At 67.6% G+C, this 26,066-nt stretch carries 25 protein-coding genes and 1 pseudogene; 11 read left to right on the forward strand and 15 right to left on the reverse strand.

Features of this window, described 5'->3' with window-relative positions; translation table 11 throughout:
• Nucleotides 1-24: 24 nt before the first annotated feature.
• Nucleotides 25-405: a nuclear transport factor 2 family protein gene (locus G6N47_RS06395; protein ID WP_083133126.1), complete on the forward strand. Its 381-nt coding sequence runs from the start codon at nucleotides 25-27 to the stop codon at nucleotides 403-405.
• On the opposite strand, the gene G6N47_RS06400 is transcribed toward G6N47_RS06395, so the two are convergent.
• The 3 genes from G6N47_RS06400 to G6N47_RS06410 form a co-directional block, all read right to left on the reverse strand.
• Nucleotides 402-1,826 carry a PPE family protein gene (locus G6N47_RS06400; protein WP_083133127.1) on the reverse strand — a complete coding sequence of 475 codons (1,425 nt, stop codon included), beginning with the start codon at nucleotides 1,824-1,826 and terminating at the stop codon, nucleotides 402-404. The genes G6N47_RS06395 and G6N47_RS06400 overlap by 4 nt on opposite strands.
• A gap of 139 nt (nucleotides 1,827-1,965) precedes the next feature.
• A complete protein-coding gene (locus G6N47_RS06405) occupies nucleotides 1,966-3,135 on the reverse strand; it encodes a cupin domain-containing protein (RefSeq protein ID WP_083133244.1) in 1,170 nt (389 codons plus the stop codon).
• 11 nt (nucleotides 3,136-3,146) lie between these two features.
• Nucleotides 3,147-4,301 (reverse strand): glycosyltransferase family 4 protein, encoded by a 1,155-nt coding sequence (locus G6N47_RS06410; protein ID WP_083133128.1) that lies wholly within the window; start codon nucleotides 4,299-4,301, stop codon nucleotides 3,147-3,149.
• Between the two features lie 42 nt (nucleotides 4,302-4,343).
• Between G6N47_RS06410 and G6N47_RS06415 the strand changes: the two genes are divergently transcribed.
• Together G6N47_RS06415 and G6N47_RS06420 are read left to right on the forward strand one after the other, a co-directional pair.
• Entirely contained in the window at nucleotides 4,344-5,108 is a 765-nt protein-coding gene (locus tag G6N47_RS06415) for a class I SAM-dependent methyltransferase (RefSeq protein ID WP_083133129.1), read from the forward strand.
• Nucleotides 5,109-5,164: 56 nt separating this feature from the next.
• Nucleotides 5,165-6,637: an aldehyde dehydrogenase gene (locus G6N47_RS06420; protein WP_083133130.1), complete on the forward strand. Its 1,473-nt coding sequence runs from the start codon at nucleotides 5,165-5,167 to the stop codon at nucleotides 6,635-6,637.
• Nucleotides 6,638-6,680: 43 nt separating this feature from the next.
• On the opposite strand, the pseudogene G6N47_RS06425 reads toward G6N47_RS06420, so the two are convergent.
• Nucleotides 6,681-7,507, reverse strand: a pseudogene (locus G6N47_RS06425) (methyltransferase domain-containing protein).
• Between the two features lie 136 nt (nucleotides 7,508-7,643).
• Between G6N47_RS06425 and G6N47_RS06430 the strand changes: the two are divergent.
• Entirely contained in the window at nucleotides 7,644-8,321 is a 678-nt protein-coding gene (locus G6N47_RS06430) for a winged helix-turn-helix transcriptional regulator (RefSeq protein ID WP_083133245.1), read from the forward strand.
• A 14-nt stretch (nucleotides 8,322-8,335) separates the two neighbouring features.
• Here the strand turns inward: G6N47_RS06430 and G6N47_RS06435 are convergent, their stop codons facing one another.
• Entirely contained in the window at nucleotides 8,336-9,139 is an 804-nt protein-coding gene (locus G6N47_RS06435) for a crotonase/enoyl-CoA hydratase family protein (protein ID WP_083133131.1), read from the reverse strand.
• Nucleotides 9,140-9,328: 189 nt separating this feature from the next.
• On the opposite strand from G6N47_RS06435, the gene G6N47_RS29155 reads away from it, so the two are divergent.
• Both G6N47_RS29155 and G6N47_RS06440 read left to right on the forward strand, forming a co-directional pair.
• Entirely contained in the window at nucleotides 9,329-9,475 is a 147-nt protein-coding gene (locus G6N47_RS29155; protein WP_169714670.1) for a hypothetical protein, read from the forward strand.
• 28 nt (nucleotides 9,476-9,503) lie between these two features.
• Entirely contained in the window at nucleotides 9,504-10,124 is a 621-nt protein-coding gene (locus G6N47_RS06440) for a TetR/AcrR family transcriptional regulator (protein WP_083133132.1), read from the forward strand.
• Nucleotides 10,125-10,131: 7 nt separating this feature from the next.
• Here G6N47_RS06440 and G6N47_RS06445 read toward each other — a convergent pair whose 3' ends face one another.
• The 6 genes from G6N47_RS06445 to G6N47_RS06470 form a co-directional block, all read right to left on the reverse strand.
• Nucleotides 10,132-10,428: a hypothetical protein gene (locus G6N47_RS06445; RefSeq protein ID WP_062540528.1), complete on the reverse strand. Its 297-nt coding sequence runs from the start codon at nucleotides 10,426-10,428 to the stop codon at nucleotides 10,132-10,134.
• Complete coding sequence (locus G6N47_RS06450) at nucleotides 10,425-11,918, reverse strand: class I adenylate-forming enzyme family protein (RefSeq protein ID WP_083133133.1); 1,494 nt, start codon at nucleotides 11,916-11,918, stop codon at nucleotides 10,425-10,427. Before G6N47_RS06450 ends, G6N47_RS06445 begins: the two co-directional genes overlap by 4 nt.
• A 66-nt stretch (nucleotides 11,919-11,984) precedes the next feature.
• A complete protein-coding gene (locus G6N47_RS06455) occupies nucleotides 11,985-12,812 on the reverse strand; it encodes an arylamine N-acetyltransferase family protein (RefSeq protein WP_083133246.1) in 828 nt (275 codons plus the stop codon).
• The gene (locus G6N47_RS06460; protein WP_083133134.1) at nucleotides 12,809-13,585 is read right to left on the reverse strand and encodes a crotonase/enoyl-CoA hydratase family protein; all 777 of its coding nucleotides are present in this window, start codon (nucleotides 13,583-13,585) and stop codon (nucleotides 12,809-12,811) included. The genes G6N47_RS06455 and G6N47_RS06460 overlap by 4 nt, the downstream gene beginning before the upstream one ends.
• A gap of 16 nt (nucleotides 13,586-13,601) precedes the next feature.
• Complete coding sequence (locus tag G6N47_RS06465) at nucleotides 13,602-14,771, reverse strand: SPFH domain-containing protein (RefSeq protein ID WP_083133135.1); 1,170 nt, start codon at nucleotides 14,769-14,771, stop codon at nucleotides 13,602-13,604.
• A gap of 13 nt (nucleotides 14,772-14,784) precedes the next feature.
• Nucleotides 14,785-15,009: a hypothetical protein gene (locus G6N47_RS06470; protein ID WP_083133136.1), complete on the reverse strand. Its 225-nt coding sequence runs from the start codon at nucleotides 15,007-15,009 to the stop codon at nucleotides 14,785-14,787.
• A gap of 121 nt (nucleotides 15,010-15,130) precedes the next feature.
• Here G6N47_RS06470 and G6N47_RS06475 point away from each other — a divergent pair, with 121 nt between their 5' ends.
• Nucleotides 15,131-15,937 (forward strand): 1-acyl-sn-glycerol-3-phosphate acyltransferase, encoded by an 807-nt coding sequence (locus G6N47_RS06475; protein WP_083133137.1) that lies wholly within the window; start codon nucleotides 15,131-15,133, stop codon nucleotides 15,935-15,937.
• The gene (fadD12, locus tag G6N47_RS06480) at nucleotides 15,901-17,535 is read left to right on the forward strand and encodes an acyl-CoA ligase FadD12 (RefSeq protein ID WP_372517550.1); all 1,635 of its coding nucleotides are present in this window, start codon (nucleotides 15,901-15,903) and stop codon (nucleotides 17,533-17,535) included. Before G6N47_RS06475 ends, fadD12 begins: the two co-directional genes overlap by 37 nt.
• 67 nt (nucleotides 17,536-17,602) lie before the next feature.
• Here fadD12 and G6N47_RS06485 read toward each other — a convergent pair whose 3' ends face one another.
• Together G6N47_RS06485 and G6N47_RS06490 are read right to left on the reverse strand one after the other, a co-directional pair.
• Nucleotides 17,603-19,018: a WS/DGAT/MGAT family O-acyltransferase gene (locus G6N47_RS06485; protein ID WP_083133138.1), complete on the reverse strand. Its 1,416-nt coding sequence runs from the start codon at nucleotides 19,016-19,018 to the stop codon at nucleotides 17,603-17,605.
• Between the two features lie 54 nt (nucleotides 19,019-19,072).
• A complete protein-coding gene (locus tag G6N47_RS06490; protein ID WP_083133139.1) occupies nucleotides 19,073-20,290 on the reverse strand; it encodes an alpha/beta hydrolase in 1,218 nt (405 codons plus the stop codon).
• A gap of 67 nt (nucleotides 20,291-20,357) precedes the next feature.
• Here G6N47_RS06490 and G6N47_RS06495 point away from each other — a divergent pair, with 67 nt between their 5' ends.
• The 3 genes from G6N47_RS06495 to G6N47_RS06505 are packed head-to-tail and all read left to right on the forward strand — an operon-like array spanning nucleotide 20,358 to nucleotide 23,582.
• The gene (locus G6N47_RS06495) at nucleotides 20,358-21,251 is read left to right on the forward strand and encodes an alpha/beta hydrolase (RefSeq protein ID WP_083133140.1); all 894 of its coding nucleotides are present in this window, start codon (nucleotides 20,358-20,360) and stop codon (nucleotides 21,249-21,251) included.
• Nucleotides 21,252-21,255: 4 nt separating this feature from the next.
• Nucleotides 21,256-22,368, forward strand: a complete 1,113-nt coding sequence (locus G6N47_RS06500; protein ID WP_083133141.1) for an acyl-CoA dehydrogenase family protein — start codon at nucleotides 21,256-21,258, stop codon at nucleotides 22,366-22,368.
• 53 nt (nucleotides 22,369-22,421) lie between these two features.
• Nucleotides 22,422-23,582 (forward strand): acyl-CoA dehydrogenase family protein, encoded by a 1,161-nt coding sequence (locus tag G6N47_RS06505; RefSeq protein ID WP_083133142.1) that lies wholly within the window; start codon nucleotides 22,422-22,424, stop codon nucleotides 23,580-23,582.
• Nucleotides 23,583-23,587: 5 nt separating this feature from the next.
• Here G6N47_RS06505 and G6N47_RS06510 read toward each other — a convergent pair whose 3' ends face one another.
• Nucleotides 23,588-24,892 carry an amidohydrolase family protein gene (locus G6N47_RS06510; protein WP_083133143.1) on the reverse strand — a complete coding sequence of 435 codons (1,305 nt, stop codon included), beginning with the start codon at nucleotides 24,890-24,892 and terminating at the stop codon, nucleotides 23,588-23,590.
• Nucleotides 24,886-26,064 (reverse strand): CoA transferase, encoded by a 1,179-nt coding sequence (locus tag G6N47_RS06515; protein ID WP_083133144.1) that lies wholly within the window; start codon nucleotides 26,062-26,064, stop codon nucleotides 24,886-24,888. Before G6N47_RS06515 ends, G6N47_RS06510 begins: the two co-directional genes overlap by 7 nt.
• Nucleotides 26,065-26,066: the final 2 nt, after the last annotated feature.

The raw sequence follows: 26,066 nt of genomic DNA on the forward strand, positions 1-26,066 counted from the left end.
CAGCAACAACGAGGATGGGCGAGCATGAGCTTGTCGAAGGACGACGTGCGCCGGGTTGTCGATGTCTACCTGCGCGCATGGATGGCCCAGGATCCCGACCTGATCGTCACCATCTTCACCCCGACCGCCACCTATCATGAGCGTGTACTCGAGGAGCCGATCCGCGGTGTAGCCGGTATCCGCGACTATTGGAGGACCAAAGTCGTTGCGGAACAGGCGAATATCGAGGCCGACTTGCTCAACCTCTACCTCGACGGGACGACAGCCGTAGCCGAGTGGGAAGCCCGGTTCGACGACGTCGTCCAAGGCCACCGCAAACTGATGCGCGAGGTCGCCATCCTGGAATTCGACGGCGATCGGATCGCCAGTCTGCGCGAGTACTGGGCATCCGAACGCGTCGACTAAGTGTCGTCGGGATCCCAGCTGCTGGGCATCATCGGCATGGTCGGCCCGCCGGTCGAATCGCCGGCCAACGTGGTCAACCCCGCCGCTTGCCCGGCACTGGTCTTCTGCGCGGTACCGGCGAACCCCAGCGTTCCCGCACCCTGATCCGAGGCTGTCACGTCGGGCTCCAGATCCATGTATTCGTAACCCCTGCCCAGTTGCTTCACCATGGTTCGGCGCCTGCGCTGGCGCGCCTCTTCCCGCGCCGCCGCCGCGGCCGCAGCGGCGGACGAGTCAGGCTCAGACGCCTTCATTTTGGCGCCGGCGCGGACGCTCATCGGCGCGCCGGTCCCCACCCCGGGCGGACCCACCACATACGGGTAGGCGAAACCCGCCCCGCCGGGCGGAGGCGGTGCCGGCGGGGCGGTGGTCGCGACGGTGCTCGCCGCGGGCGCGGTCGCGGGTGCCGGGGACACGGTCGGGGCGGCGACGGGCGAAGGCGCGGGTGCGGGCGCAACTCCGGCGACCGGCGGGATGTCGGCCGGCGCCGGGGCCGCCACCGCCTCCGGAAGGGCGGGCGCCGAGACGGAAGCGGATTGCGACATGCCGGCCAGCCCGGCCAGGCCCGCCGCACCCGCGATAGGCATGGCGGGTGCGATCAAGCCGAACGAGAGCTCCGATAGTTGCGTCAGCTGCGGGGCGAACGTGAGATACACCTCGCCTCCCCAGCGCGGAATCCAATACGTGAAAATCTGATAGAGCACCTGGGCGTTGGTCGGATTTGGATTCGTCAGCTCATTCCAGATAGCGGAGCCGATCTTGTCCAACCGCTCCGTCCACCAACTCGGATCGGTGGGGCCCGGCCCCTCGTCTTGGCTTCCGCCGGAGTTGCCGTTGCTGTTGGATTTCTGGATTTCCGGCGCAGGGTCGGTTTGCGGCGTCGACGCCACCGCAGTACTGGTCACCGCATGATATGTCGTCATCGTGGTGGCCGCCTGCACCCACATCCGCGCATAGTCGGCCTCGTTGAGCGCGATCGGGATGGTGTTGATCCCAAAGAAATTCGTCGCCACCAACACCGCATGCATGGCGTGGTTGGCAGCCAGCTCGCCCAGTGTCGGCATGGCCGCCAGCGCGGTGGTGTAGGCGGCCGCCACCGTCTCATGCTGGGCGGCCGTCGCCGCACTGTTCGCGCTGGTCTGCATCAGCCACGCCAGATACGGAACATGCGCGGCCACATACGCTTCCGCGCTGGGGCCCTGCCATGCCCCGGTCTGCACCGCCGCCAACAGCGAGCTGAGTTCGGTGGCCGCCGACTCGTATTCGACGCTCAACGAATTCCACACGCCAGCGGCTGCCAGTAACGACTCCGGCCCCGGTCCGCTGCTCAGCAGCGCCGAATGCACCTCCGGCGGCGACGCCATCCAGATCGGCGCGGTCATCGTCGAACACTCACAGGCAGCCTCCCGGGGTAATTCTTCCGCCGGGCGAGTACTTGCGCAATAAAGAACTGCGGATGATTTCGGCTTATTGTGTCCGCTTTTTCGGACTGTTGGTCTCGATTTCTACGCGAAAGCGCTTTCAGTCGTCGAGTAGCCGGACGAGGAATCCGGTCGTGACCAATGTGCGGGCCAGCGCCATCTGCTGCTCCGCGCTCAATCCGGGCAGCTCGCGAACCCGAAATGGCTCGGTGCTCTTCGACATGAACTGCATCGCGGCTTCGTGTTCGGGGCCCACCTTTATCAGCAGTTGCGCAAACTGCAGGCCAACACCACCGTCATCGGCCACCACCCGCGAATAAAGCGGCTGATACTTGACAACCAGCGAGTCTCCGTCGATTCCAACGGCGTTCGAGATCTGTCCGACCGGTGGGCAGCGGCCACGCCGGGCCAGAACCTCCTCCATTGCCCCGAGACCTTCTTCGACGACCTCGGGGTCCTCGACGGTTCTGAGGATGTCGCGTACGACGTCAACCAGACTCGCGCGCACGCCGGCGTCGTCCAGGTACCGCGCCGGCAGACGGGCGTGAACGCCGTCGTCGCGAAGACTCAGCGCATGCAGCAGGTGGGTCATGAGGGTCAGCACGGTGGGCGCGTGAATTCCCACGGTCAAATGCACGGACGGCTCCGACTGCGTCTCAGCCCCGTGAACCCGGCCGCGCGGCAGGTACAGCACGTCGCCGGCTTCCAGGCGCAACTCGGTCGGCGACGAGAGTTCGGGCGTGACAACCGAATCCGGGCGGTGCATCTCGTGCGGCGGGACCACTGCATCGGTGGACAGGTACCACACCTTGGACCCCTGGATCTGAAGTATCAACACGTCGTGAGGGTCGTAGTGAGGAACGAAGCCGGCTGACCCGGGCGGCGTGATGTAGCCGTTGACCCGCGTCGGGAAATTCAGATCGACCTCGATGGCATGCGACAACGACCCGATCGCACGCACGTACTCCTCAAGCCGGTTGAGGACGACCGTGTAGCCGTCGTCAAAGTCCTTGCGGACGCGCGTCAGATCGAGGCTGCCGTCCGCAAGCCGGTAGCTGGCAGGATCCTTGTCCTCGCCCCGCCGGACCAGCCGCACCCCGGATGGCTCTGGCCGGACATACTCCAGAAGTTCGTCGATTACCGACGGCCCCTGCAGGAGGCGCTCGAAGTAGCCTGCGTTGCATCGCTTGACGTGGTAGTGCGTCGTCGCCCATATCTCGTCGAGAAAGGTCTGCACTGTGAGCGGTTGGAGCAGCCAGGCTAGCGACATCTCGGCCACGGCTACACCACGCCGCTGATCCGCTTTCCGGCCAACACGGATTCCAGCACTGTGCGCATCGCGTCGGCGCTTTGCGGCCAAGAGAATTCGGCACTGCGTGCCTGCGCCTTGCCTCCGAGCTGGTCGCGCAGCACCGCGTCGTCCAGAAGTTGGTGCAGCCGATTGACCAACTCGGTACGGTCGTCGACCAATACACCGGTCACCCCGTCGACGATCGAATCGGCCAGCCCGCCCGACGACCGGTAGCCGATGGTCGGCACCGCGTGCTGTGCTGCCTCGACCACGGCTAGGCCCCAGCCCTCCTTGCGCGACGGCAGCACGTGCACCCAAGACTGTTGCACCACACGGTGTTTGGTTACGTCGTCGACGTGGCCATGGAATGTCACCGCGTCGCTGATGCCGAGGCGCGCCGCGTGGTCGACCAGCCGCTGCCACCACCACCCGCCGCCGATGATGTCCAGGTGCAAGCCCGGTATTCGCGGACGCAGCACCGCCACCGCTTCCAGCGCGTCCTCGATCTGCTTGTGAGGCACCAGTCTCGACAACACGACAATCCGGGGTGCGCTCGCCCGCGGCCCGTTCAGCGTGGATGCCGGCGCCTCGTCAAGACCGTTGCGCACCACGGCAATTCGCTCGTAGTCCACTCCCAGCGCCACCAGGTCGCGGGCCGACGGCAACGACACCGTCACATACTGGCTGCGTCGGTGCACCCGCGGCGACAACCGGGACTCGACGAACCAGCCCAGCCGGCCGAGCATCCGACCGGCGACCGGCCACTGCTCGCGGTGGCAGTGGTGCACCAGCACGGCAACCCGTCGTCCGTAGACCAGCCGGGCCAGAAACGGCAGGCCGTTCTGGGTGTCGATCACCACGTCCGGCCGCACGTGCCGCAGTGGTCCGAGCCCGAGGCGCGCCGCCGTCATCGCCAGCAGTGCCCACACGTACACCGAATAGCGCCCGCCGGCGCGGCTAATCCGTACGCCGTCGATCACTTCGCGGCGAGCCGCGCCCGGGTAGCGTGCGGTACGCAGCGTGACGGCGATACCGGACTCGGCGAGCTGCGCGCCGATACGCTGCAAATACGCTTCGCTGCCGCCGCCCTGCGGGTGTCCGGTGTCACGCCAGCACAACAGCAGGACGGAGCGCAGAGCAGACATCAGGGGTCAGCCTAATGGGAAAGCCTCCGTAGGCTGACGGCGATGGCCGTGACCGACCTGTTTGCCCGGCGGGCGACGCTGTCGCGTTCGCTGCGGCTGCTCTCGGAGTTCCGCTACGAGCAATCGCAGCCGGCCCGCTTCTACGGAACGCTGGCTGCCGATACCGCGGCGATGGTCGGCGACCTCTGGCGCGGCGTGCACGAAGAATCCGCGGCGGGCCGAACCCTGCTCGACGTCGGCGGCGGGCCGGGATACTTCGCGACGGCGTTCACCGACGCCGGAATACGGTACATCGGGGTCGAACCGGACCCGGACGAAATGCACGCGGCCGCACCGGCTTACACGCACAACTCGGGTGAGTTCGTGCGGGCGTCGGGCATGGCGCTGCCGTTCGCCGACGACTCGGTGGACATCTGCTTGTCCTCCAACGTCGCCGAACATGTTCCGCGGCCCTGGCAGCTGGGCGCCGAAATGCTGCGGGTGACCCGGCCGGGCGGGCTGGCGGTGTTGTCGTACACGGTGTGGCTGGGGCCGTTCGGCGGGCATGAGATGGGCCTGACCCACTACCTGGGCGGCGAGCGGGCCGCCGCACGCTACGCCCGCAAACATGGCCACCCGGCCAAGAACAACTACGGGTCGTCGTTATTCGCGGTCTCGGCGGCCGACGGCCTGGACTGGGCGGCCAGCACCGGGACGCTCGTCGCCGCATTTCCGCGCTACCACCCGCGATGGGCGTGGTGGATGACGTCGGTGCCGGGCCTGCGGGAATTTCTGGTGAGCAACATGGTGCTGGTGCTACAGCCGTAGCCACCAGTTGATTGGAACCTGTTCTCGTTTTGCCGCTCGCTGGGTAGGGTGGCGCCATGAGCCAAAGCCACAAGACTGAATACGACAAGCTGTTCATCGGCGGCAAGTGGGCCGAACCGTCGAGTACCGACGTCATCGAGGTGCGCTGTCCGGCCACCGGCGACTATGTCGGCAGGGTGCCGCTCGCGGCTGCGGCCGACGTCGACGCCGCCGTCGCGGCGGCCCGCAGGGCGTTCGACACCGGACCGTGGCCCTCGACACCGCCGGCCGAGCGGGCGGCCGTCATCGCCAACGCGCTCAAGTTGATGGAAGAGCGCAAGGAGCTCTTCGCCGCATTGCTCGCCGGCGAAACCGGGCAGCCGCCGACCACCGTCGAGACGATGCACTGGATGAGCTCGATCGGAGCGCTGAACTTTTTCGCGGGCCCGGCCGTCGAGCAGGTCAAGTGGAAAGAGATCCGCAACGGCGGGTACGGCCAAAGCATCGTCTACCGCGAGCCGCTCGGCGTCGTCGGCGCGATCGTCGCGTGGAATGTGCCGCTGTTCCTGGCCGTCAACAAGCTGGGCCCCGCGCTGCTGGCCGGGTGCACGGTGGTGCTGAAGCCGGCAGCCGAAACACCGTTGAGCGCAATCGCTTTGGCGGAAGTGTTCGCCGAAGCCGGCCTGCCCGAGGGCGTGCTCTCGATAGTGCCCGGCGGGATCGAGACCGGGCAAGCACTGACGTCCAACCCGGACGTCGACATCTTCACCTTCACCGGCAGCTCGAGCGTCGGCAAGGAGATCGGCCGGCGCGCCGCCGACCTGCTCAAGCCGTGCACCCTGGAGCTCGGCGGCAAGTCGGCGGCCATCGTGCTCGACGACGTCGACCTGGCGTCCGCCATCCCGATGCTGGTGTTCTCCGGGATCATGAACACCGGGCAGGCCTGCGTGGCCCAGACCCGCATCCTGGCGCCGCGCTCGCGCTACGACGAAATCGTGGATGCGGTAAGCAATTTCGTGCAGGCGCTGCCGGTGGGCTTGCCGTCGGACCCGGCCGCCCAGATCGGTTCGCTGATCTCGGAGAAGCAGCGCACGCGGGTCGAGGGCTACATCGCCAAGGGCATCGAGGAGGGCGCCCGGCTTGTGTGCGGCGGCGGGCGGCCCGAGGGGCTCGACAGCGGCTTCTTTGTGCAGCCGACGGTGTTCGCCGATGTCGACAACAAGATGACGATTGCCCAGGAGGAGATCTTCGGGCCAGTACTGTCCATCATTCCCTACGACACCGAAGACGACGCCGTCGCGATCGCCAACGACTCGGTGTACGGCCTGGCCGGCAGCGTGTGGACCGCCGACGTGCCGCACGGGATCGAGATCGCGGAGAAGATCCGCACCGGGACGTATGCGATCAACTGGTACGCGTTCGATCCGTGCTGTCCGTTCGGCGGCTACAAGAACTCCGGCATCGGCCGCGAAAACGGGCCCGAGGGCGTCGAGCACTTCACCCAGCAGAAGAGTGTGCTGATGCCGATGGGCTACACGATCGACGGTTAGCTCGGACTCGCGGCTATATCGGCCCATCTCCCTTGACTCGCTGCTAGCGCTTGCGCGCGGTGATAAGCAGGTACTCCCAGCGCATCGTCGACGATCCGGCCAGGAATCGTTGCCCAGTCCAGCCAACGCGGCATCGAGCGCGGCGACACGCTCGTGGTCGGCCGCGATGCTGCGATACGTGGTGATCGTCGGTCCATAGTTGGTTTTGAAGAAGTCGCGGAATGCCTCTCCGGTGGCAAACAGGTCGACGTTCAGCGCGCGTCGCTGCATGGCCAGATCGATTACCCGTTCGCCCAGCAGTTGCTTGACGTGGTCTTCCTTGCCCCACAGCGGCGGTGACTGAACCCCGGGTGGTGGCGCCGGTGTAAAGGGCTTCATCGTCGCGAACATCTGACCGATGAAGCCCTCGGGGGTCCAGTTGATCAGCGCGAGCGTTCCGCCGCGACGGCACACGCGAACCAGTTCGTCGGCTGCCCGTTGATGGTGCGGGGCGAACATCACGCCGACACACGACACCACCGCGTCAAAGCTGTTGTCGTCGAACGGCAGTGCCTCGGCATCGGCCTCCCTCCATTCGAGTTCGACGCCGCGCTCGGCTGCCGCCGCGCGTCCGACTTTCAGCAACTCAGGGGTTAGGTCGCTCGCGACCACGCGGGCACCCGCTTCCGCGGCGGGGATTGAGGCGTTGCCGGTTCCGGCGGCCACATCGAGCAGGCGTTCACCCGGTCCGATGCCGCTGGCTTGCACCAGCACGGGTCCAAGTGGCGCGACCAATTCGCTGGCCACGATGCCATAGTCGCCAGTTGCCCAGACTGCGCGCTGTTTGCCGGCCAAGTCATGGTCAGCGGTAGTGGCGGCATCAGCGGTCACGGTGATCTCCTCGTTCGAAGCTTTTGCTGCATGGAGAATCGTCCGTTTACCAGCGCGGCGATTCCAGTGCCAAATCTGAACCGGTCGCGGTTCTGAATCTGTACCACCAGCCGCCTTCGGGATGTACCGTCACAACATGCCGTCCTACGGCCAGTTCTGCCCCGTCGCCAAAGCCATGGAGCTGCTTGACGAGCGATGGACGATGCTGGTGGTGCGCGAATTACTAGCGGGCAGTAGACACTTCAACGAGCTGCGCCGTGGCGTACCCAAGATGTCGCCGGCTTTGCTGTCCAAGCGGCTGCAGACCCTGACCCGCGCGGGTCTCGTCGAACGTTCCGAGGCCGACGGGCGGGCGGCGTACACACTGACACCGTGCGGCAAGGAGCTGCAAGACGTCGTGCAGGCAATCGGCGCCTGGGGTGTGCGATGGATTCCGCAAATCGGCGACGAAGAGCTCGACCCGCATCTGCTGATGTGGGACATCCATCGCACGGTGCCGATCAACAAGTGGCCGCGCGAGCGCACGGTGCTGGCATTCCGCCTGTCGGGCGTGGCGCCGAAGGCGTCGTCGTCGTGGTGGCTCATAGTCGCGGGCGGTCGAGCCGATGTATGCGACTTCGATCCCGGCTACGACGTCGCCGCGACGGTGTCGTGCACCCTGCGCGCACTCACCTTTATCTGGCGGGGCGATGTGTCGTGGTCGCGTGCGCTGCTCGACGGGTCGGTATCCATCGACGCGCCGTCGCAGGTGCGCCGCGTAGTGCCTATGTGGATCGGTCAATCTCGGATGGCCGCCGTCCCACGCCCCGCCTAGCAACCTAACGCGGGCTACTGTCCCTGGAAGTGGGCCTGCCGGCGCTCGACGAACGACTGCACGCCCTCGGCGGCATCGGCGGTCCCGAATAACGCGGCAACCTCCGGTCGCAGCCGTGCGATAGCGGCCGCATCACCGTGTTCGCGGGCCAGATGCGCCGACGCCAGAGTGGCCCGAACGCCCAGCGGTGCAGCATGATTCGCGATAGTGTGGGCGATCTCGCATGCCCGGGCCAGCGCGGCGGCCGCGTCGACGGTCACCTCCTGCACCAGTCCGATGCGGTGTGCCTCGTCGGCGTCGAACTCGTCGCCGGTGAGCAGCCAGCGCATCGCATTGCCCCAGCCGGCGTCGCGGGGAAGCCGGATCGTCGCACCGCCGAACGGGTAGATCCCGCGTTGCACCTCGAGCTGCGCGAACCGGGTACCGGCCGTGGCCACTCGGATGTCAGCCGCCAACAGCAGCTCGATGCCCAGCGTCATGCACCAGCCCTGGGCGACGGCGACCAGCGGAGTGGTCCAGGAGCCGTCGAGGCGCCACGGGTCGCGCCCGCCGTCTGGGAACTCCAGTTCGCCGGCGGCGATCGCCGGTGCGACGTCGACCAGGTCCAGCCCGCCGGTGAAGTGCTCGCCGTGGGCAAACAGCACCCCGGCACGGATCTCGGCGTCGGTCTCCAGCAGCGCATATGCCCGAGACAGGTCGGCGAGCATCGCGCGGTTGAAGGCATTGCGTTTGTCTGGCCGGTTGAGACCGATCAGCAGCACGTGGCCGTCCCGCTCGAGGGTCACGGTCTCCAGAACGGGCAGTGAGGTTTCGGTCATGGGCCGAGTCAACCGCAGGTCTAAGTAATATGCAATAGGACATAGACAGTGCGGCGTGCTAGCGCGGCTTGCCCATATGAGGTGCAGTTGTCCCTTGTAGGGCTACCTACTTGTATAGAACCCCTAGCTTGTTCTATGCTGTCTTGCATAATCATGGGCCTCACCGGCGCATGAGGCAGGAGAAAGATCATGTGGGTCCTCGAGTTGAACATCGTCGGTTACCGCTTCACCCGTGAGGTTCCCGACCTGCCCCACACGTCCTTGAAGTCGGTGCGGTTGCACCCGCGCAGCGTGCACTGGCGGATGCCGCAACTACGCCACTCGCACGCCGCTTGAGAGTCGGGGTTCCCGGGGGGAGTTCGCCATGTCGATAGCCACGCGCACCAGACGCGCCAAACGAGGCGGGACGCGCACCAAGATGCTGGTCAGCGCCGCGGAGGTGATGCGGGAACGCGGGGCCGCCGGCGTCACCATCGACGAAGTGCTCAATCGCAGCGGCGCGCCGCGCGGCTCGGTCTACTACCACTTTCCCGAGGGCCGCAACCAAATCCTCACCGAAGCCCTGCGGTATGCCGGTGATGCCATCACCGCCACCATCGATCAATCCGCCGAGCGTGGCGCGATGGTGCTGCTGCGCGAGTTCGTCGAATTGTGGGAAAAGCTGCTGGCCGACAGCGACTTCGCAGCCGGCTGCCCCGTCGTGGCGGCGGCAATCGGCTCGGCCGACGAGGATCCGCCCTTGACCGCCGAGGCGGGGCAGATCCTGGGCCGCTGGTGCGCGGCACTGGCCCGGGCATTCGTCGCCGACGGCTTCCCTGAATCGGATGCGGCATCGCTGGCGGTGACGTCGATCGCGGCGCTCGAGGGCGCCGTCGTGTTATGCCGTTCGACGCGTAGCACCGATCCGCTACGCGAGGTGCACAGCCAACTCGAATTCCTCATCAAGGCAAGGGAATTCGTCCGCCGTAACGGCGTGCCGAAGTAACGCGCGGTTAGTCGCTGGCCGGCAAGGGCTTGGCCTCTTTGAGGCTCAGCGCGGTCTGACCGATTGCCAGCGTGCCGGCACCGGCCTTGGTCACCAGCACCTCGGCGCCGTTCTCGTCCACGTAGCGCTTGCCCATCACGTTGCCGTCGGCGAACGCCGGATCCAGTTCCCCGGAACGCTCGGCGCCCAACGGCACCATCGGCGCCCCGCCGCAGCGCAAGTCGTCGAGGCTGTCGGCGCTGCGCACGACGATGACCTGCGTGTCGCACACCTGGCTGGCCAGGCGGGTTCCGTTCTTGATCATGATTTCGATCCTAGAGTTCTTAGGGATTCCACGATTTCGCGGCGAAGCACCTTGCCGGTGGCGTTGGTGGGCAGCTCGTCGCGAAAGACTACTCGGTCGGGAGTACGCGAACCGCGCAAGTGCTTGCGGACATACTCGCGCAGCTCGTCGGGGTCCGGTTCGACGTCGGGCACGGGCACCACCACCGCGACGATCGCCTGACCCCACTGCGGATCGTCGACGCCGACCACGGCGACGTCGCGCACATGCGGGTGCTCGATCAGCACATCCTCGAGCTCGGCCGGGGCAATGTTCTCACCGCCGCGGATGATCGTGTCGTCGCTGCGCCCGCCGATGAACAAGTAGCCGCCCTCGTCGAGCATCGCGATGTCGCGAGTGGCAAACCACCCGTCGGCGTCGAGCACCGAACCGATCCCCGTGTAGCGGCCCGACACCTGGTCGCCCCGGACGAACAGCTCGCCGGTCTGCCCCGGCCCCAGTACGGCACCGCTCTCGTCGCGGATCTGCACCTCGATTCCCGGCACGGGCTGACCAACCGATCCCAGCCGGCGGGCGACCGCCGGATCCGACGCCGCCTGCGCCTCGCGGTGGTCCTCCGGGGTGAGCACCGCGATCGTCGAACTGGTCTCGGTCAGGCCGTAGGCGTTGACGAAGCCGACGTTCGGCAACAGCTCCAGCGCACGGCGGACCAGCGGCAGACCGACCTTCGAGCCGCCGTAGGCGAGGTTGCGCAGCGACGGCAACTCGTGACGGCCGGTCTCCAGCACGGTGACGATGCGGTCGAGCATCGTCGGTACCACGGTGGCGGTGGTGACGTGCTCGGCGTTGATCAGCCTCACCCATTCCTCGGGGTCGAAGATCGGCAGGTAGACCATCTTGCGGCCGGCGTACAGGTTCGACAGCGCGGCCCCGACGCCCGCGATGTGATACGGCGGCACGCAGATCAGCGCGGCGTCGGCCGGCTCGGCCGACTCGAATTCCACTGTGCCGGTGACGTAACTGGTCAGGTTGTTGTGCGAGAGTTCGACGGCCTTGGGCTGCGACGTGGTCCCCGACGTGAACAAGACGATCGCCGTCGCGTCCGGGTCGGGGAACTCCGCGGCCGGCTCCGCGCTGCGGGCCTTCGCCAGAAACTCGTCGGAGTCCATCACCTGCTTGCCGACGACCATGTCGCGGTAGCGGTCGTCGACGATCACCAACGGTTCGGGCAACCGCGCGATCAGAGTCTGGATGCCCTCGGCGGAGAGCCGGTAGTTGATCGGCGTGAACGGCACACCGGCGCGCGCCGAGGCGAAGATCAGCAGCGGCAGCACTGCCCCGCCGGTGCCGACGTAAGCCACATGGCGGCAGCCCGATCCAGCGATGACCCCGGCGCCGCCGTCGGCCAGGTCACTCAGCTCTTGCGTCGTCAGCCGGAGGTCGCCGGAGACGACGGCGGTCCGGTCGGGATTGCTCGAGACCGCCATCTCGAGGAGTAGCGAAATGCTCAAAGCTCGGACTTTCTGTGCCCGTTACAAACGCAGCCAAAAGTGTCATGCCGAGTTTAGACGATGCAATTAGTTGTCGAGTACCTGGGCGATCCTGGCCTCGACGTCGCCGAGACCCGACACGTCGATCCCGAACCTGTCGACCAGCGCGTCGAGCACCTGCCCGGCGGCGTCGAATCGGATGCGCTCGGTTTCGCCCTTCGAATGGATGGCCAGATGGCGCCCGTTGAGGTTCCATCGCGCGTCGTCGGTCACCAGCGCGGCAGTGAGGCTGGTGACGAAGTGAGACTCGGGATACGTTGACACATACCAACTTCCGACCAGCAGGTCGATCAGCGGGCGTGGCTCGGTGCTGAAGATGTACAGCGGCTGCCACGTCTTTCTGACCAGTGCTTCCAGTACGTAGCCGTCGCCATGGGTGCGCAGCCGATACGGCTCGTGGCGCGTCTGTTGGACCGGGCCGGGTGTCAGCCGGATGGGCGAGGACAGGGTTTGGCCGCCGAAACCGACATCGACAAGAAACGGGCCGTCCACGCCGGGGATGCGGACCGACAGCGCCTGGTGGGTCTGCGCCGGCGGCGGTCCGTCCAACCCTTGCGGGCTCATCCACACCACCCGGCCCGCCAGCGCGTCGACCCCAAAACCCAACTGCTCGAGCACATATCGCAACAGGTTGTTGTGCTCGTAGCAGTAGCCGCCGCGACGCCGGCGCACCAGCTTGTCCGTCAGCACCTGAGGGCTGAGGTCGGCCACCGGAACACCGAGCAGCGGGTCGAGGTTCTCGAACGGAATGTGACGTCCGTGCGCGGCCACCAGTCCGGCCAGCGTCTCCAGCGTCGGGTCGGCCGACCCCGAGTAGTTGATGCGGGCGAAATACGCCGAGAGGTTGATGCTCAGGTCCCGGTCCACTTGGGAGGCCGCTTCTCGGCGAACGCGATCGCGCCCTCCTTGGCGTCGTTGGAGGCGAACACCGGCATCAGGATCTTGGTCTGCTCGGCGAACATGTTCTCCGGGCTCCAGCCGCGCGACTCGACGATGATCCGCTTGGTGGCGGCGACAGCCAGCGGGCCGTTAGCGGTGATCTTCTCGGCCAGCTTGATCGCCTCGTCCAGTGCCTTGCCCGGCTCGGCCAGCACGTTGACCAGACCCAGGGCATGCGCCCGCTCGGCCGGCAGGTTGTCACCGGTCAGCGCCAGCTCCATCGCGACCGCATACGGGATGCGCTGTGGCAGCCGCAGCAGTCCCCCGCCCCCGGCGACCAGGCCGCGCTTGACTTCCGGGATGCCGAACGCCGATTCCCTGGATGCCACGATCAGGTCGGTGGCCAGCGCCAACTCGGTGCCACCCGCCAACGCGTAGCCCTCGACGGCGGCGATCAGCGGCTTGGTCGGCGGACGTTCGGTGAAGCCCAGCCCGCGGCCTTCGACGACGACGTTCTCGCCGCGGGCGAACGCCTTGAGGTCCATGCCCGCGCAGAACGAGCCGCCGGCGCCGGTCAGGATCGCCACCGACAGGCCGGCGTCGCCGTCCAGCCGGTCCATCGCGTCGGCCAGGCCCTTGCTGACCGCGGCGTTGACGGCGTTTTTGGCCTCGGGCCGATTGATCGTGATGATCAGGATTCGGTCGCGCTGTTCGACGAGAACTGGCGGTGCTTCGGTTGCGGTGCTCACGACGCTGTGACACTCCTTAGTTTTCGGTGGCAGGTCCGACCGATGGTATCGACCGCTCAACCGGGTATGACGTCGGCTCACGTTGGCCGTCCTCGTCCGGCTTGCTGGCCGAGCCGAGGTTGTCCCGCAGGGTGCCCAGGATCGACAGACCCTGCGCGACGACGCCGGTAATCATCTCGTTGACGCCTTCCGGCCCGTTGAGGACGGTCAGCCTGGCGCCCGCGAGCCCCTTGGCCGCCTCCGACACCAGCAACGGCAGCTGCTCGATGAGTTGCTGATCCAACGCAATCTTGTTGTTGGAGGCCGCCGCCTCGGCCGCGATCTTGGTGCGATCGGCGTCGGCCTGCGCCAGGATGCGCACCCGCTCGGCTTCGGCCTCAGCAGGTTTGACGACCTCGGCCTGCAACTCCTGCTCACGCAGTTCGGCTCGCTTCTGGGCCAGCAGCCGCTGCTCAGCGAGAACCTCTTGCTGCGCGCGGGCCTCGGCCAGCGGAGCTGCTTGTGCGGCTTCGGCGTTGGCCCGGTCGACGTCCTTCTTGTACTGCGCCTGCAGGATCTCGGTCTCCCGTTGATATTTCGCTTGTTCGCGGGCCGACGCCTGCTCCGCCTCCGCGGCGGCCTGGCGGGCCTGCGCCTGGGCGATCTGGGCGTCACGCTGCACGGCCGCGTTGTGCGGCGCAGCCAGCGCGGCGATGTAACCCAGGTTGCCGTCGTCGATGGACTGGATCTGAAACGAATCCACCAGCAGCCCAATGTTTCCCATCTCGATCTTGGACGCGGTCAACACCTCGTCAGCGAGCTTCTGGCGCTCCCGGATGATCTCCTCAACTGTCATCGAGCCCACGATCGAACGCAGATGCCCCGAGAAGATCCGGCCGGTCAGCGTCGACATCTCCTGCTCCTGCTCGGACAAAAAGCGTTGCGCCGCATTGACAATCGAGGCGGTGTCGTTGGCCACCTTGAACGCGATCACCGCCCGCACGTCCAGCAGGATGCCCTGCCCGGTCACACAGCGTTCCTCGATCTCGGCCTCATACATCGCCAACGACAAAAAGCTGACCCGCCGGAAAAACGGCATCACCCACTTGCCGTGGCCGATGACGACCCGGAACGGTTCGTCGCCGCGCGAGCGGGCCCCGCTGATGAGCATCGCCTCGTCCGGTTCGGGAACGTGGTAACCAAGCATGGGTCGTCTCTCCTTATGTGGGCAGTGTCGGTTCGGCCGGCCAGGGCACCACGTCCACCTGCCGGCCCGGACGAACGGTGACGATCAAGACGGTCTCATGCTGGGCGATCGGCTCGTCGGCAAACGCGATGTAGGTTTCGGTGGCGCCCCGAACAGCAACCAAGATCTCGCCGGGCTGACCACCGCCACGAATCGGGCTCGTTGTCGTCGCTGTCAGGCCGAGTACGTCGTCCCGCACGCTGCGATACTAGTGACTTGGGCTAACATCACAGCCACATTCAGCGCGGAATCATAGCGGCGATCGCAAGCGCGGCGAAGCCGAGCGCAGCGGGTCGCCGCCATCAGATCAAGGGGGACTGTTGACTGCCATCGACCTCGAACCAACCGAAATCTCCAAGTGGGATCCCGGTCTCACCGAACGGGTGATCGGGTGGATCCGCCCGCTGATCAAGGGCTACCACCGTGCGGAGGTGCGCGGCCTGGAGTCGTTCCCGCCGGGCGGCGCGCTGGTGGTGTCCAACCATTCCGGCGGCCTGTTCCCGATGGACGTTCCGGTCTTTGCGACCGGCTTCTACGAGAAGTTCGGCTACGACCGTCCGGTCTACACCCTGAGCCATGACGTGCTGTTCACCGGCCCGATCGCGGACTTCTTCGTCCGGACCGGTTTCATACGCGCCAATCACGAGAACGCCGACGAGGCGCTGCGGTCCGGCGGCGTGGTGGTGGTTTTCCCGGGCGGCGACTACGACGTGTACCGGCCGACGCTGGCGGAGAACACCATCGACTTCGACGGGCGCACCGGCTATGTCCGGGCGGCGTTGAACGCCGGCGTCCCGATCGTGCCGGCGGTCGCCATCGGCGGGCAGGAAAGCCAGCTGTATCTGTCGCGCGGCACGTGGCTGGCGCACGCGCTGCGACTGGACAAGCTGATGCGGGTGAAGATCCTGCCGATCTCCGTGGGCTTCCCGTTCGGGCTGTCCGCGGTCCTGCCGGTCAACGTGCCGCTGCCGACCAAGATCGTCATGCAGGTGCTCGAGCCGATCGACGTCGCTGAGCAGTTCGGGGAGGACCCCGACATCGACGAGGTCGACGCCCACGTCCGCCACGTCATGCAAAAGGCGCTCGACGCATTGGCCAAAGAGCGGCGCCTGCCGATCGTCGGCTAGTGGCCGTCTTCGGCCTGCTGGCCACCATGGCCCGCGCAGGAATCATCGCACCGCTGCGGCCTGACCGATACCTGCGGATCGCCGCGGCCGCACGCCGCGAAGGTCTTTCCGTCACAAGCGGTTTCGCGATGTCGGCTGCGCGCTGCCCGGATAGGCCGGCACTGATCGACGAGCTGGGGTCACTGACCTACCGCGAGCTCGACCAGCGCAGCGACGCACTGGCCGCGGCGTTGCAGGGGCTGCCCGGCGGCACACCGGCGGTGGTCGGGATCATGTGCCGCAACCACCGCGGTTTCGTCGAAGCCTTGGTGGCCGCCAACCGGATCGGCTCCGACGTGTTACTGCTCAACACCTCGTTCGCTGGGCCTGCACTGGCCGAGGTCGTCCACCGCGAGGGCGCGGACGCGGTGATCTACGACGAGGAGTTCACCGACTCGGTCGACCGCGCGCTGGCCGACAAGCCGGATACTGTGCGCATCGTCGCGTGGACCGAACAGCCGCACGATCTCACGGTCGAGGGGCTCATCGCCGCGCACGCCGGTCAGCGTCCCGCGCGGACGGGCCGCAAAGGCAAACTGATCCTGCTGACGTCGGGAACAACCGGAAGTCCCAAGGGCGCCAAGCATTCCGGCGGCGGCGTGGGCGAGCTCAAGGCGATCCTGGACCGGGTGCCCTGGCACACCGAGGAGACGACGGTGGTGGTGGCGCCGATGTTTCACGCCTGGGGTTTTTCCCAGCTGGTGTTCGCCGCGTCGCTGGGCTGCACGGTGGTGACCCGGCGCAAGTTCGACCCGGAAGCCACCCTCGATCTCGTCGACCGCTACCAGGCCACCGGCCTGTGCGTGGTGCCGGTGATGTTCGACCGGATCATGGACCTCCCCGACGAGGTGCGCCGCCGTTATAGTTGCCGCTCGCTGCGGTTCGCCACCGCATCGGGCTCGCGGATGCGGCCCGACGTGGTGACCCGGTTCATGGACGAGTTCGGCGACGTGATCTACAACAACTACAACGCCACCGAGGCGGGCATGATCGCGACGGCGACACCCGAGGATCTGCGGGCCGCACCCGACACCGCCGGCAAGCCCGCGGTCGGCACCGAGATCCGCATCCTCGACAGCGAGTTCCGCGAGGTGCCGGTGGGCGAGGTCGGGCAGATTTTCGTGCGCAACTCCAACCGGTTCGACGGCTATACGTCGGGTAATACCAAGGATTTTCACGAGGGCTTCATGGCGTCCGGTGACGTCGGCCGGGTCGACGAGGCCGGGCGGCTCTATGTGGTCGGTCGTGACGACGAGATGATCGTGTCCGGCGGCGAGAACGTCTACCCGATCGAAGTGGAAAAGACTTTGGTGGCGCATCCCGACGTCGCCGAGGCGGCGGTGCTCGGGGTCGACGACGAACAGTACGGCCAGCGGCTGGCGGCGTTCGTGGTCCCGTCGCCCGGCTCGACGGTCACCGTCGACGCGCTGAAGCAGCACGTGCGCGACAACCTGGCCAACTACAAGGTGCCCCGCGAGATCGTCGTGCTGCCCGAACTGCCCCGCAGCAGCACCGGCAAAGTGGTGCGCGGCGAGTTGTTGGCACGCCTCAGCGGGTAGCCGCGAAAGTGCAACTGGCGACACGTTTCTCGAGTGCGACCGCCGATAGTTGCACTCTCGCGGGCGATCAGGCTTGCGCCATCGCGCTCTCGACCACGGTCAGCTTGTCGGAAAGCCCTGCGGCGCGGCGTAATTCGACGAAGTCGTCGAGGATGGCCTCGGTCACCTCGTGCGGGTCGTCGAGCGTGATGCCGTCGGAGAGCACCGACACGTTGAGCTGGTCGACATAGCTCCACACCGTGATGTTCAGGCCGCTGCCCGCGGTCAACGGCCCCACCGAATAGATCTCGGTGACCAGCGCGCCGCCGACCCGGCCAGGCTCGCGAGGCCCCGGAACGTTGGAGATCGGCAGGTTGAGCACCTTGTTTTGGCCGTCACGGCTGGCCAGCCACCGAAACAGCGACTCGGCCGGCGCCGGCGGGAAGTAGGCCGACCATCGGCTCACCAGCTCGGGCCCGAGCAGCTGATGGCTCTCCTTGGCCTCGGCTGCGTTGTCGTGGGCCAGGCGCACCCGTTCCAGCGGGTCCTCGATGTCGCACGGCAACGCCACCAGCATTCCGGTGAAGTAGTTCCCCGAGATGCGCTCCGGCGAGAAGTCGAAACTCACCGGCACGGAGGCCAAAAGCGGCTCGGCCTTGCCGTCATAGCGCAGCAGCAGTTTGCGCAACGCCCCCGCCGACAGGGCCAGCACCACGTCGTTGATCGTGACGCCGAGCGCCTTGCCGGTCTCCTTGATGTCAGCCAACGCCAAAGTGGCGGTGGCGAATTTGCGCTCCGGCGTGAGCATGTGGTTGATGAACGTCGGCGGCGGAGTGAACGGCCGGGTCAACTGGGGCGAGAGCTTGCGGCTGCTGCGGCGCACCCTGCCCACGCCCTCCGCGGTATAGCGCACGGTGCGTGGAATTCTTCCGAGCTGGCGCAGGTGATCGCCGAACGCCGAACGGACCAGTTCTGCCTTGGACGGGGCCGGATCGGGCGCATACCGCTTTTTGCCCGTCGGCGGTTCGGGCGCCAGGTCCATGCCGCGCGCCAGCAGGTTGGCGGCCGCGACACCGTCGGCCAGCGCGTGGTGGATCTTGCCCACCACCGCAATCCTGTTGTTGGCCAAGCCCTCGACGAAATACATCTCCCACAGCGGGCGGCTACGATCCAGCGGCGTGCTGGCGATCTGCCCGATCGCCTCGTCGAGTTCGCGGCGACCGCCCGGCGCGGGCAGCCGCCAGGGCCGGATGTGGTAGGTGAGGTCGACGTCGCAGTTCTCCCGCCACATCGGGTGGTGGAACTTCATCGGGATGTCGACCAGCTGGTAGCAGAACGGGTCCAACTTGTAGAGCCGGCTGTGGATGACGCGGCGAAACGCGTCGATATCGAAATCACGGCGGTCGGGGTCCAACTCGATCACCGCGATTTTGAGGGTGTGCATATGCACGTTGGGAGTCTCGCTGTACAGCAGTACCGCGTCCCAGCCACTGAGTCTTTTCACCGCTGCACACCCCTTTTTGGACCCTGTGGGACGGACCTTACAGTCGGGCGGCGCTCAAATAACCTCTTTGGCCATCAATGCGTGATTGCGGTGAACCTGGTTGAGGAACAACCCGACTGCGGTCGCCATCGCGCCCGTGCGGGCCCCGTCGATCAGGTCGAAGCCGTGCCCGGCGCCGGGCAGTTCCATGTAGCTGACCGGCGAATGCGACACCGACCGTAGCCGCTCGACGAAGCTGCGCGCCTGCTCGACGGGAATCACCGTGTCGTTGCTGCCGTGAATCACCAGGAACGGCGGCGCATCCGGGTGCACCCGGGCGATCGGTGAAGCGTTGCGGAATATGTCGGGGTGCCGGTCGATGCTGCGCTTGACCACCACCCGTTCCAAGAAGTCGACGAAGCGCACCCGCTCGGCGGTCGACCGGTCCTCCCAGTCGTAGCGGCCGTAGATCCCGACGACGGCGTCCACCGAGGTGTCCGAACCCTCGGGCAGTTCGGCCTGCAGCTCGCGGTCGTTGACGGTGAGCCCGGCCAGCGCGGCCAGATGCCCGCCGGCCGAAGACCCCGCCACCGCAACGAAATTGCGGTCGCCGCCGAACTTGTCGACATTGGCGCGCGCCCAGGCGATCGCGGTCTTGACGTCGGTGATGTGGCTCGGCCAGCGGTGGTGCGGCGCCACCCGGTAGTCGATCGACAGGCACACCCAGCCCAGCTCGGCCAGACGCGACAGCAGCGCGTAACCCTGCAGGGCACGGCTGCCGTGCACCCAGGCGCCGCCGGGCACGAACAGCAGCACCGGCGCGGGCCGGGCCGGCAAGTCCTTCCGGCGCCACACGTCGAGCAGTTGGGCCGGGTGATCGCCGTAGCGGACGTCGGTGCGATGCAGGTAGCGGCGGTGCTTCAGCGCCCGCCATACCGGCGGCGTGCGCTCCGGCGCGGGCCATTCGATGTCGAGGTCCTTGGCCGAGACGATGCCGCGCAACGCGGCTTGCGAGACGGTGTGGGTCTGGTCGCGCTCGCGCTTGCGGACCTCGCCGATGCCCGGGGTCAGCCAGGACTTGGCCGTCGTGGACAGGAACTCGGGCAGCACCCGGCAGCCCCAAACGCCCATCGCCGTCGCGCCACCCAGCGGCTCCAGATGCCTGCCCACCACCGGCAGCGAAGCCGACGCGACGCTCAATGCCAGCATGTAGTCCGCCGGGCGGGCTCGCAGCAACCACCGGACCCTTGCGGCTGTGGTCGGTCCGGGGTAGCGGGTCGCGGGGCGCACCATTCCGGGAGCGTACCCCGCCCGGTTGCCCGCAAACGGAGATCAGGCCGACACGCGCAATACTGGACCGATGTCGAACACCGATGTTCACCCCGATCTGCGCCGAATCGCCCGCCTCGCGCCGCGAACCTTGGTCAGCCCGCGCACGTTACGACTGATGCGGGCCGCGACGCGGCTGCAGGGTCTGCGCAGCCCGGGCGACGTCGAAGTGCTCACGTTGGACTCCGGCGCCGGGGTCCGGCTGTTCCGGCCCACCAGCACAGCCGAATCCACGCCCGCATTGCTGTGGATCCACGGTGGCGGGTACGTGCTGGGCAGGGCAAGCCAAGACGACAAGCTGTGTCGTCGCTTCAGCCGCGAGCTGGGCGCCACAGTGGCGTCGGTGGACTACCGGCTGGCCCCCGAACACCCCTACCCCGCGCCGCTCGAGGACTGCTATTCGGCGTTGACGTGGCTGGCCCGGCTGCCCGCGGTGGATCCGGCGCGGATCGCCATCGGCGGTGCCAGCGCGGGCGGCGGGCTGGCGGCCGCGCTGGCGCTGCTCGCCCGCGACCGCGGCGAGATCACGCCGGCTCTGCAGCTGCTGGCCTACCCGATGCTCGACGATCGCAGTGCGAACAATCCGAGCCTCCCGTCGTACCGGTTGTGGAGCCCCAGCAGTAACCGGTTCGGCTGGGCCGCTTATCTCGGTGACGCCGACCCGCAGGTCGCCGTACCCGCGCGCCGCGACGACCTGAGCGGGCTGCCCCCGGCATGGATCGGGGTCGGCACCCACGACCTGTTCCACGACGAGGACCTCGCCTACGCCGAGCGGCTCACTCAGGCCGGGGTGCCGTGCCACGTCGAGGTGGTCCCCGGCGCGTTTCACGGGTTCGACCTGCTGGTGCCGAAAGCCAAAGTGTCCCAGGCGTTTTTCGCCAGTCAGTGCGCCAGCCTTCGGACGGCGCTGGCAGCGAAGGGCTGAGGGCGTGCCGTTTTCTGTGACCGACGAGCAGCGGGCATTGCGCAGCACGGTCGCCGACTTGATGGCGAAACGCTCCCCGGAGTCCGCGGTGCGAGCGTTGATGGCCACCGACACCGGTTTCGACCCGGCCATGTGGCAGGAGATGGCCGCGATGGGTCTGGTGGGGCTGCTGATCGGTGAGCAGTACGGCGGCGCCGGCGCGGGACCGGTCGAGCTGGGCATCGTGGCCGAGGAGATGGGCGCGGCACTGCTGGTCGGCCCGTATCTGTCGACGGCGGTGCTGGTGCCCAGCCTGCTCGCCGGGGTTTCCGACGCCGCAGAATCCGCGGCGGTGTTGCCGCGGATCGCGTCCGGTGAGCTGATCGCCAGCGTGGCCTTCGCCGAGGACGGCTCGGCGCGGATACCGTCGACCATCGCGACGTCGGCCCGCGCGGTCGGTGAGCGCTGGGAGGTGACCGGAAGCAAGCAGTTCGTGCTCGACGGCGCATTGGCCGAGTTGGTGTATGTGCTGGCCGTGGCCGACGCCGGGCCGGGGGTGTTCGCCGTCAAGACCGATGCGCCGGGCGTAGAGGTGACGCCGTTGACCACCGTCGACCCGACCCGCAAACAGTGCCGGCTCCAATTATCCGGCGCCCCAGCACGTTTGGTCGGCCAGCTGGGTTCCGGCGTCGAGGTGTTCAATGCGGCGCTCGATTGCGCCGCGGTGGCGCTGGTCGGCGAGCAGGCCGGCGGGGCGCGCCGCGTCACGCACATGGCCGCCGAGTACGCCAAGACCCGCTACCAGTTCGGCCGGGCGATCGGCAGCTTTCAGGCCGTCAAGCACATGTGCGCCGACATGTTGCTGGAAGCCGAGTCGGCGGTGTCGGCCGCACGGTTCGCCGCCGAGTCGGTTGCGCGGCAATCGCCGTCGCGGATCGCGGATCTGGCGCTGGCACAGGGCTATTGCTCGGATGCCTTCGTGTTCGTCGCCGCGACCAACATTCAGGTGCACGGTGGCATCGGGTTCACCTGGGAACATCCGGCACATCTGTATCTGCGGCGGGCCCGCAGCGACGCCCAGCTGCTGGGCAGCCCGTCCTGGCACCGCGAACGTTACCTGCAGGAGATCGGAGCCTGACGTGACTCGCGTCGGCGACGATGCAGAGCGAAGCGATGAGGAGGAGCGACGCCATGACTGACGAAGAAGTGCGCCGCGAGGTCCGAGACTGGCTGGCCGCCAATTGGTCTCCCGGCGTCGATCGCGCCGAGTGGGCGCACACCGTCGTCGACGCCGGCTGGGCCGTCCCCAGCTGGGAACCCGATTGGTATGGACGCGGTCTCACCGATACCCAATCCCGCATTGTCGCCGAGGAATTCGCGGCGGTCGGGGCGCCGGGCTCCGGGCATGACCGGGCAAACCTGTTCGCCTGCACGCTGCACGACTGCGGCATCGACGAACAGAAGCGGCGGCTGATCCCGCCGTCGATCCGCGGCGAGAGCAAGTGGTGTCTGCTGTACAGCGAGCCGGGCGCCGGGTCGGATCTGGCGGGCCTGCGCACCCGCGCCGACCGCGACGGCGACGACTGGGTGATCAACGGCCAGAAGGTGTGGACGTCGTTCGCCAAGACCGCCGATTACGGCATGCTGGTGGCCCGGACCGACTGGGATGTGCCCAAGCACAAGGGAATCAGCTTCTTCATGTTCCCGATGCGACAACCCGGCGTCGAAATCCGCCCGATCCATCAGATCACCGGTGAAGCGGAGTTCAACGAGGTGTTCATCGAGAACGCCCGGGTGCCCGCCGACAACATGGTCGGCGAGCCGGGTGAAGGCTGGGCGGTGCTGCAGGTGGCGCTCGGCCACGAACGCCGGTTCATGGGTGACCTGGCCCGCACGTCCAAGGATGCCAAGCGGCCCAAATCCGAAAAGGGCGGTGGCTTGGTGCAATTGGCGCGGGAATTCGGCCGAATCGACGACGCCGATGTCCGTCAGCAGATCGCCCGGGTCGACGCGCTGGTTACCGTGAACCGTTGGAACAGAGAGCGATCGAAGGCCGCTACTGACCGCGGCGAGGCGGCGACGCTGACGGCACTGGGCAAGATCGCGATGTCGCGGATCCTGCACGAAACCGCCCGGGTGGAGACCGAGATCGTCGGCGCCGAGGCGATGCTGGCCGGACCGGACAACCCGGTCGGTGACGCGGTGACATTCCGGACCCTCAACGCGTATTTCACCTCGATCGGCGGCGGCACCGACCAGATTCAGCGCAACATCATCGGCGAACGCATACTCGGTCTGCCCAAAGAGCCGGAGCCCTACCGCAATACACCGTTCCGCGACCTACCGCACTAACGAGGTCACCTTGCGGCGTAAACGATTTCCCCGCCGATGATCGTGGCGGCCACCTGTTCTGCGTCCAGTTCGGCCAGGACGGCTTCCGGTGGGGCGCTCAGCACGCACAGGTCGCCGGGCTGGCCCGGTTCGACGGTGCGGACCCGGCTGGGGTGCTCGGCCCAGCCCAGGAACATCATCAACGCTCGCCGCTCCGGGACACATTCGTCGGGGCCCAGCACCGCCCCGCTCGGGGTGATGCGATGGACCGCGGCGCGCATCGCCGCCCACGGGTCGCCGTGGCCGAACGGCATGTCGGTGGACAGTGCGACCGGAACCCCGGCAAGCAGCAGCGACGCCACCCGCCACAGTTGGTGGTGTTCGCCGGCCGGTATCTCGGCCAGATATTGATCACCGCGCTCGGCAACGAAATTGGGCTGGGTCACCACGGTCACCCCGAGGTCCACCAGGTCGTCGAGGCAGTCGGACGGTGTATCGGCCGCGTGCTCGATGCGGTCGCGTGGATGGGCGCCGGCCTGCTGCAGCGCCGCGATCGTCACGAGCAACTGAGCGGCCGTCACGCAGTGGATGGCGACCGGGCCACCGTCGCGGTGCCGTTCGGCAATCCAGCGTGCGAGTTCGTCGAGATCCAGATCGTCGTCACGCAGGATCCGCTTGCCGGGTGACAGGAAATGCAGCCGCTGGCGTAGTTCACCGTGGCGATGCAGCTCCGTCAACCTCACGATGTCGCCGACCTCGAGATCCGGTGTGGCATCGGTGATCCCGGTGACGCCGTAGCTGCTCAGCCGACGGCTGACGTCGGCGAGACCGAGATCGCGGCGCTCCAACGCCTCCGACCAATCCGAGTCGGCGCTGCGCAGGCGCCCGTCGGGGTGGTCGGCCAGCCCGACCCGGGCCAGGCCGGCGGAGTTGAGGATCCACAGCACACCGCTGCGGTGCTGGATGCGCACCGGCACTGCGGGTGCCAGCGCATCCAGCGCGGTCCGGTCCAACGGCCCGGCCACCGAGTCGTGATAGCCGATTGCACGGATCCAGCCGTCGTCGCCGGTCTGGGCGGTGGCCAGCGCGCCGGCCAGCGCGTCGCGGTCGCGCACGTGGGGAGGCCCCACCTGGAGCGAAGTTTCGGCTGCGGCCGCGGAGTGCAGGTGGACGTGGTGGTCGTGCAGGCCGGGTATCACGGTGCCGCCTTCAGCGTCGAATACGTCCTCACCGGGCCGGGGTTGAAGGTTCGCGTCCACCTGGCCGATCTGCTCGCCGACCCGAATGTCGAGCACGGCACCGTCGAGCCTGGTCGCACGTCGAATCAACATGGCGCACCGAGCTTTTCGGCGACGATGTGCTTTACCGCGGCATTGTCGGCCCCCAGCGGCGGCGCCGACGGGCTCGGTGGCGGGGGTTGCGGCGCGGCGACGGGCATGTCGCAAGCCGGCGATGTCGGCAGCGCGGCGTAGCCCGCGGCCACCTGTGCCATCGACACCTCGATCAGTTCGCCGCCGCCACGGCGCAGCGACTGCGCCACCGCCCGCGCCGCCTCCAGTCCGGCGAGCGGGTCGGCGACGGCGTCGCCGCAGAACACCGGGCCGGCGCCGACGAGCCCGCCCGCGACCGCGGCGTCGTCGCCGAACGCCGCCCGGTCCGGCTGACCGGCGTGGCCGCAGATCCGCAGCCATACCCGCCCGGCCCGGGCCGGGACGTCGTCGACGCTCAGCCGGCGTCGGCGTAGCGCGGCGGGGCGGGATCCCTCGATGACGACGTCGGCGGCGCTCAGCAAGTCCCGTAATGCCCCGTCGTCGAAATCCACGCAGTAGGAAAGCTTTCCGAAGTTCATCCAATCGAAGAACGCCGGCTCCCCGCGACGGGTCCCGTCCGGGCGGGCCGGGCTTTCCACCTTGACGACGACAGCGCCCGCGCGGGCCAGCAGGTGGGTACACAGCGGACCGGCCCACAGCGACGACAGGTCGGCCACCAGCAGCCCGTCGAGGTCGCGCGGCTCGGCGGTGTCACCGATTCGGCGCACCACGGGCGTCGCCGGGACCGCTTCGCCGAGCGCCGCCGCCGCGACGTCCAGCAGCTGGGCGCGGGTGACTACTTCGTACGCGGAACATGTTGCTGTCCAACGCGTTAGCTCGCACCAGGGATCCTCCGGAGTGGTGTTTGTTTCCAGCAGGGCGGCCAGTGCCTCGATGTCTTCGGGGCGTGGCAGCGCGATCGCGCACCAGCCGTCGACGGTGGGCAGCAACCGGGTAGCGCCACCCGCAGATATCGAGCCCAGCCGGGTCAGGCCGCGCAGCGCCGCGCGGCCCGCCAATACCATCGCCGCGTCAACCTCGACGCCGGTCAGCTCGGCGATCTCGGCGGTCACGCGGCGCGCCTGGGTCAGCACGGCAGCGCGGGAGAAATCGGGCGGCCCATCCGGTGGGCCGGTCAGATAGGCCAGGCCGCTGCCGGCCCAGTCTGCTGCGGCCGCATCCACGCCCACCATTG

Source organism: Mycobacterium branderi, assembly GCF_010728725.1.
Classification (GTDB): domain Bacteria; phylum Actinomycetota; class Actinomycetes; order Mycobacteriales; family Mycobacteriaceae; genus Mycobacterium; species Mycobacterium branderi.

Coding starts and splice junctions, on each gene's coding strand:
- G6N47_RS06495 (WP_083133140.1), top strand. CDS start 20,358: ATGTCGAACACCGATGTTCACCCCGATCTGCGCCGAATCGCCCGCCTC.
- G6N47_RS06395 (WP_083133126.1), top strand. CDS start 25: ATGAGCTTGTCGAAGGACGACGTGCGCCGGGTTGTCGATGTCTACCTG.
- G6N47_RS06465 (WP_083133135.1), bottom strand. CDS start 14,771: ATGCTTGGTTACCACGTTCCCGAACCGGACGAGGCGATGCTCATCAGC.
- G6N47_RS06440 (WP_083133132.1), top strand. CDS start 9,504: ATGTCGATAGCCACGCGCACCAGACGCGCCAAACGAGGCGGGACGCGC.
- G6N47_RS06400 (WP_083133127.1), bottom strand. CDS start 1,826: ATGACCGCGCCGATCTGGATGGCGTCGCCGCCGGAGGTGCATTCGGCG.
- G6N47_RS06415 (WP_083133129.1), top strand. CDS start 4,344: ATGGCCGTGACCGACCTGTTTGCCCGGCGGGCGACGCTGTCGCGTTCG.
- G6N47_RS06435 (WP_083133131.1), bottom strand. CDS start 9,139: ATGACCGAAACCTCACTGCCCGTTCTGGAGACCGTGACCCTCGAGCGG.
- G6N47_RS06490 (WP_083133139.1), bottom strand. CDS start 20,290: ATGGTGCGCCCCGCGACCCGCTACCCCGGACCGACCACAGCCGCAAGG.
- G6N47_RS06510 (WP_083133143.1), bottom strand. CDS start 24,892: ATGTTGATTCGACGTGCGACCAGGCTCGACGGTGCCGTGCTCGACATT.
- G6N47_RS06505 (WP_083133142.1), top strand. CDS start 22,422: ATGACTGACGAAGAAGTGCGCCGCGAGGTCCGAGACTGGCTGGCCGCC.
- G6N47_RS06445 (WP_062540528.1), bottom strand. CDS start 10,428: ATGATCAAGAACGGAACCCGCCTGGCCAGCCAGGTGTGCGACACGCAG.
- G6N47_RS06420 (WP_083133130.1), top strand. CDS start 5,165: ATGAGCCAAAGCCACAAGACTGAATACGACAAGCTGTTCATCGGCGGC.
- G6N47_RS06410 (WP_083133128.1), bottom strand. CDS start 4,301: ATGTCTGCTCTGCGCTCCGTCCTGCTGTTGTGCTGGCGTGACACCGGA.
- G6N47_RS29155 (WP_169714670.1), top strand. CDS start 9,329: ATGTGGGTCCTCGAGTTGAACATCGTCGGTTACCGCTTCACCCGTGAG.
- G6N47_RS06515 (WP_083133144.1), bottom strand. CDS start 26,064: ATGGTGGGCGTGGATGCGGCCGCAGCAGACTGGGCCGGCAGCGGCCTG.
- G6N47_RS06405 (WP_083133244.1), bottom strand. CDS start 3,135: ATGTCGCTAGCCTGGCTGCTCCAACCGCTCACAGTGCAGACCTTTCTC.
- G6N47_RS06430 (WP_083133245.1), top strand. CDS start 7,644: ATGCCGTCCTACGGCCAGTTCTGCCCCGTCGCCAAAGCCATGGAGCTG.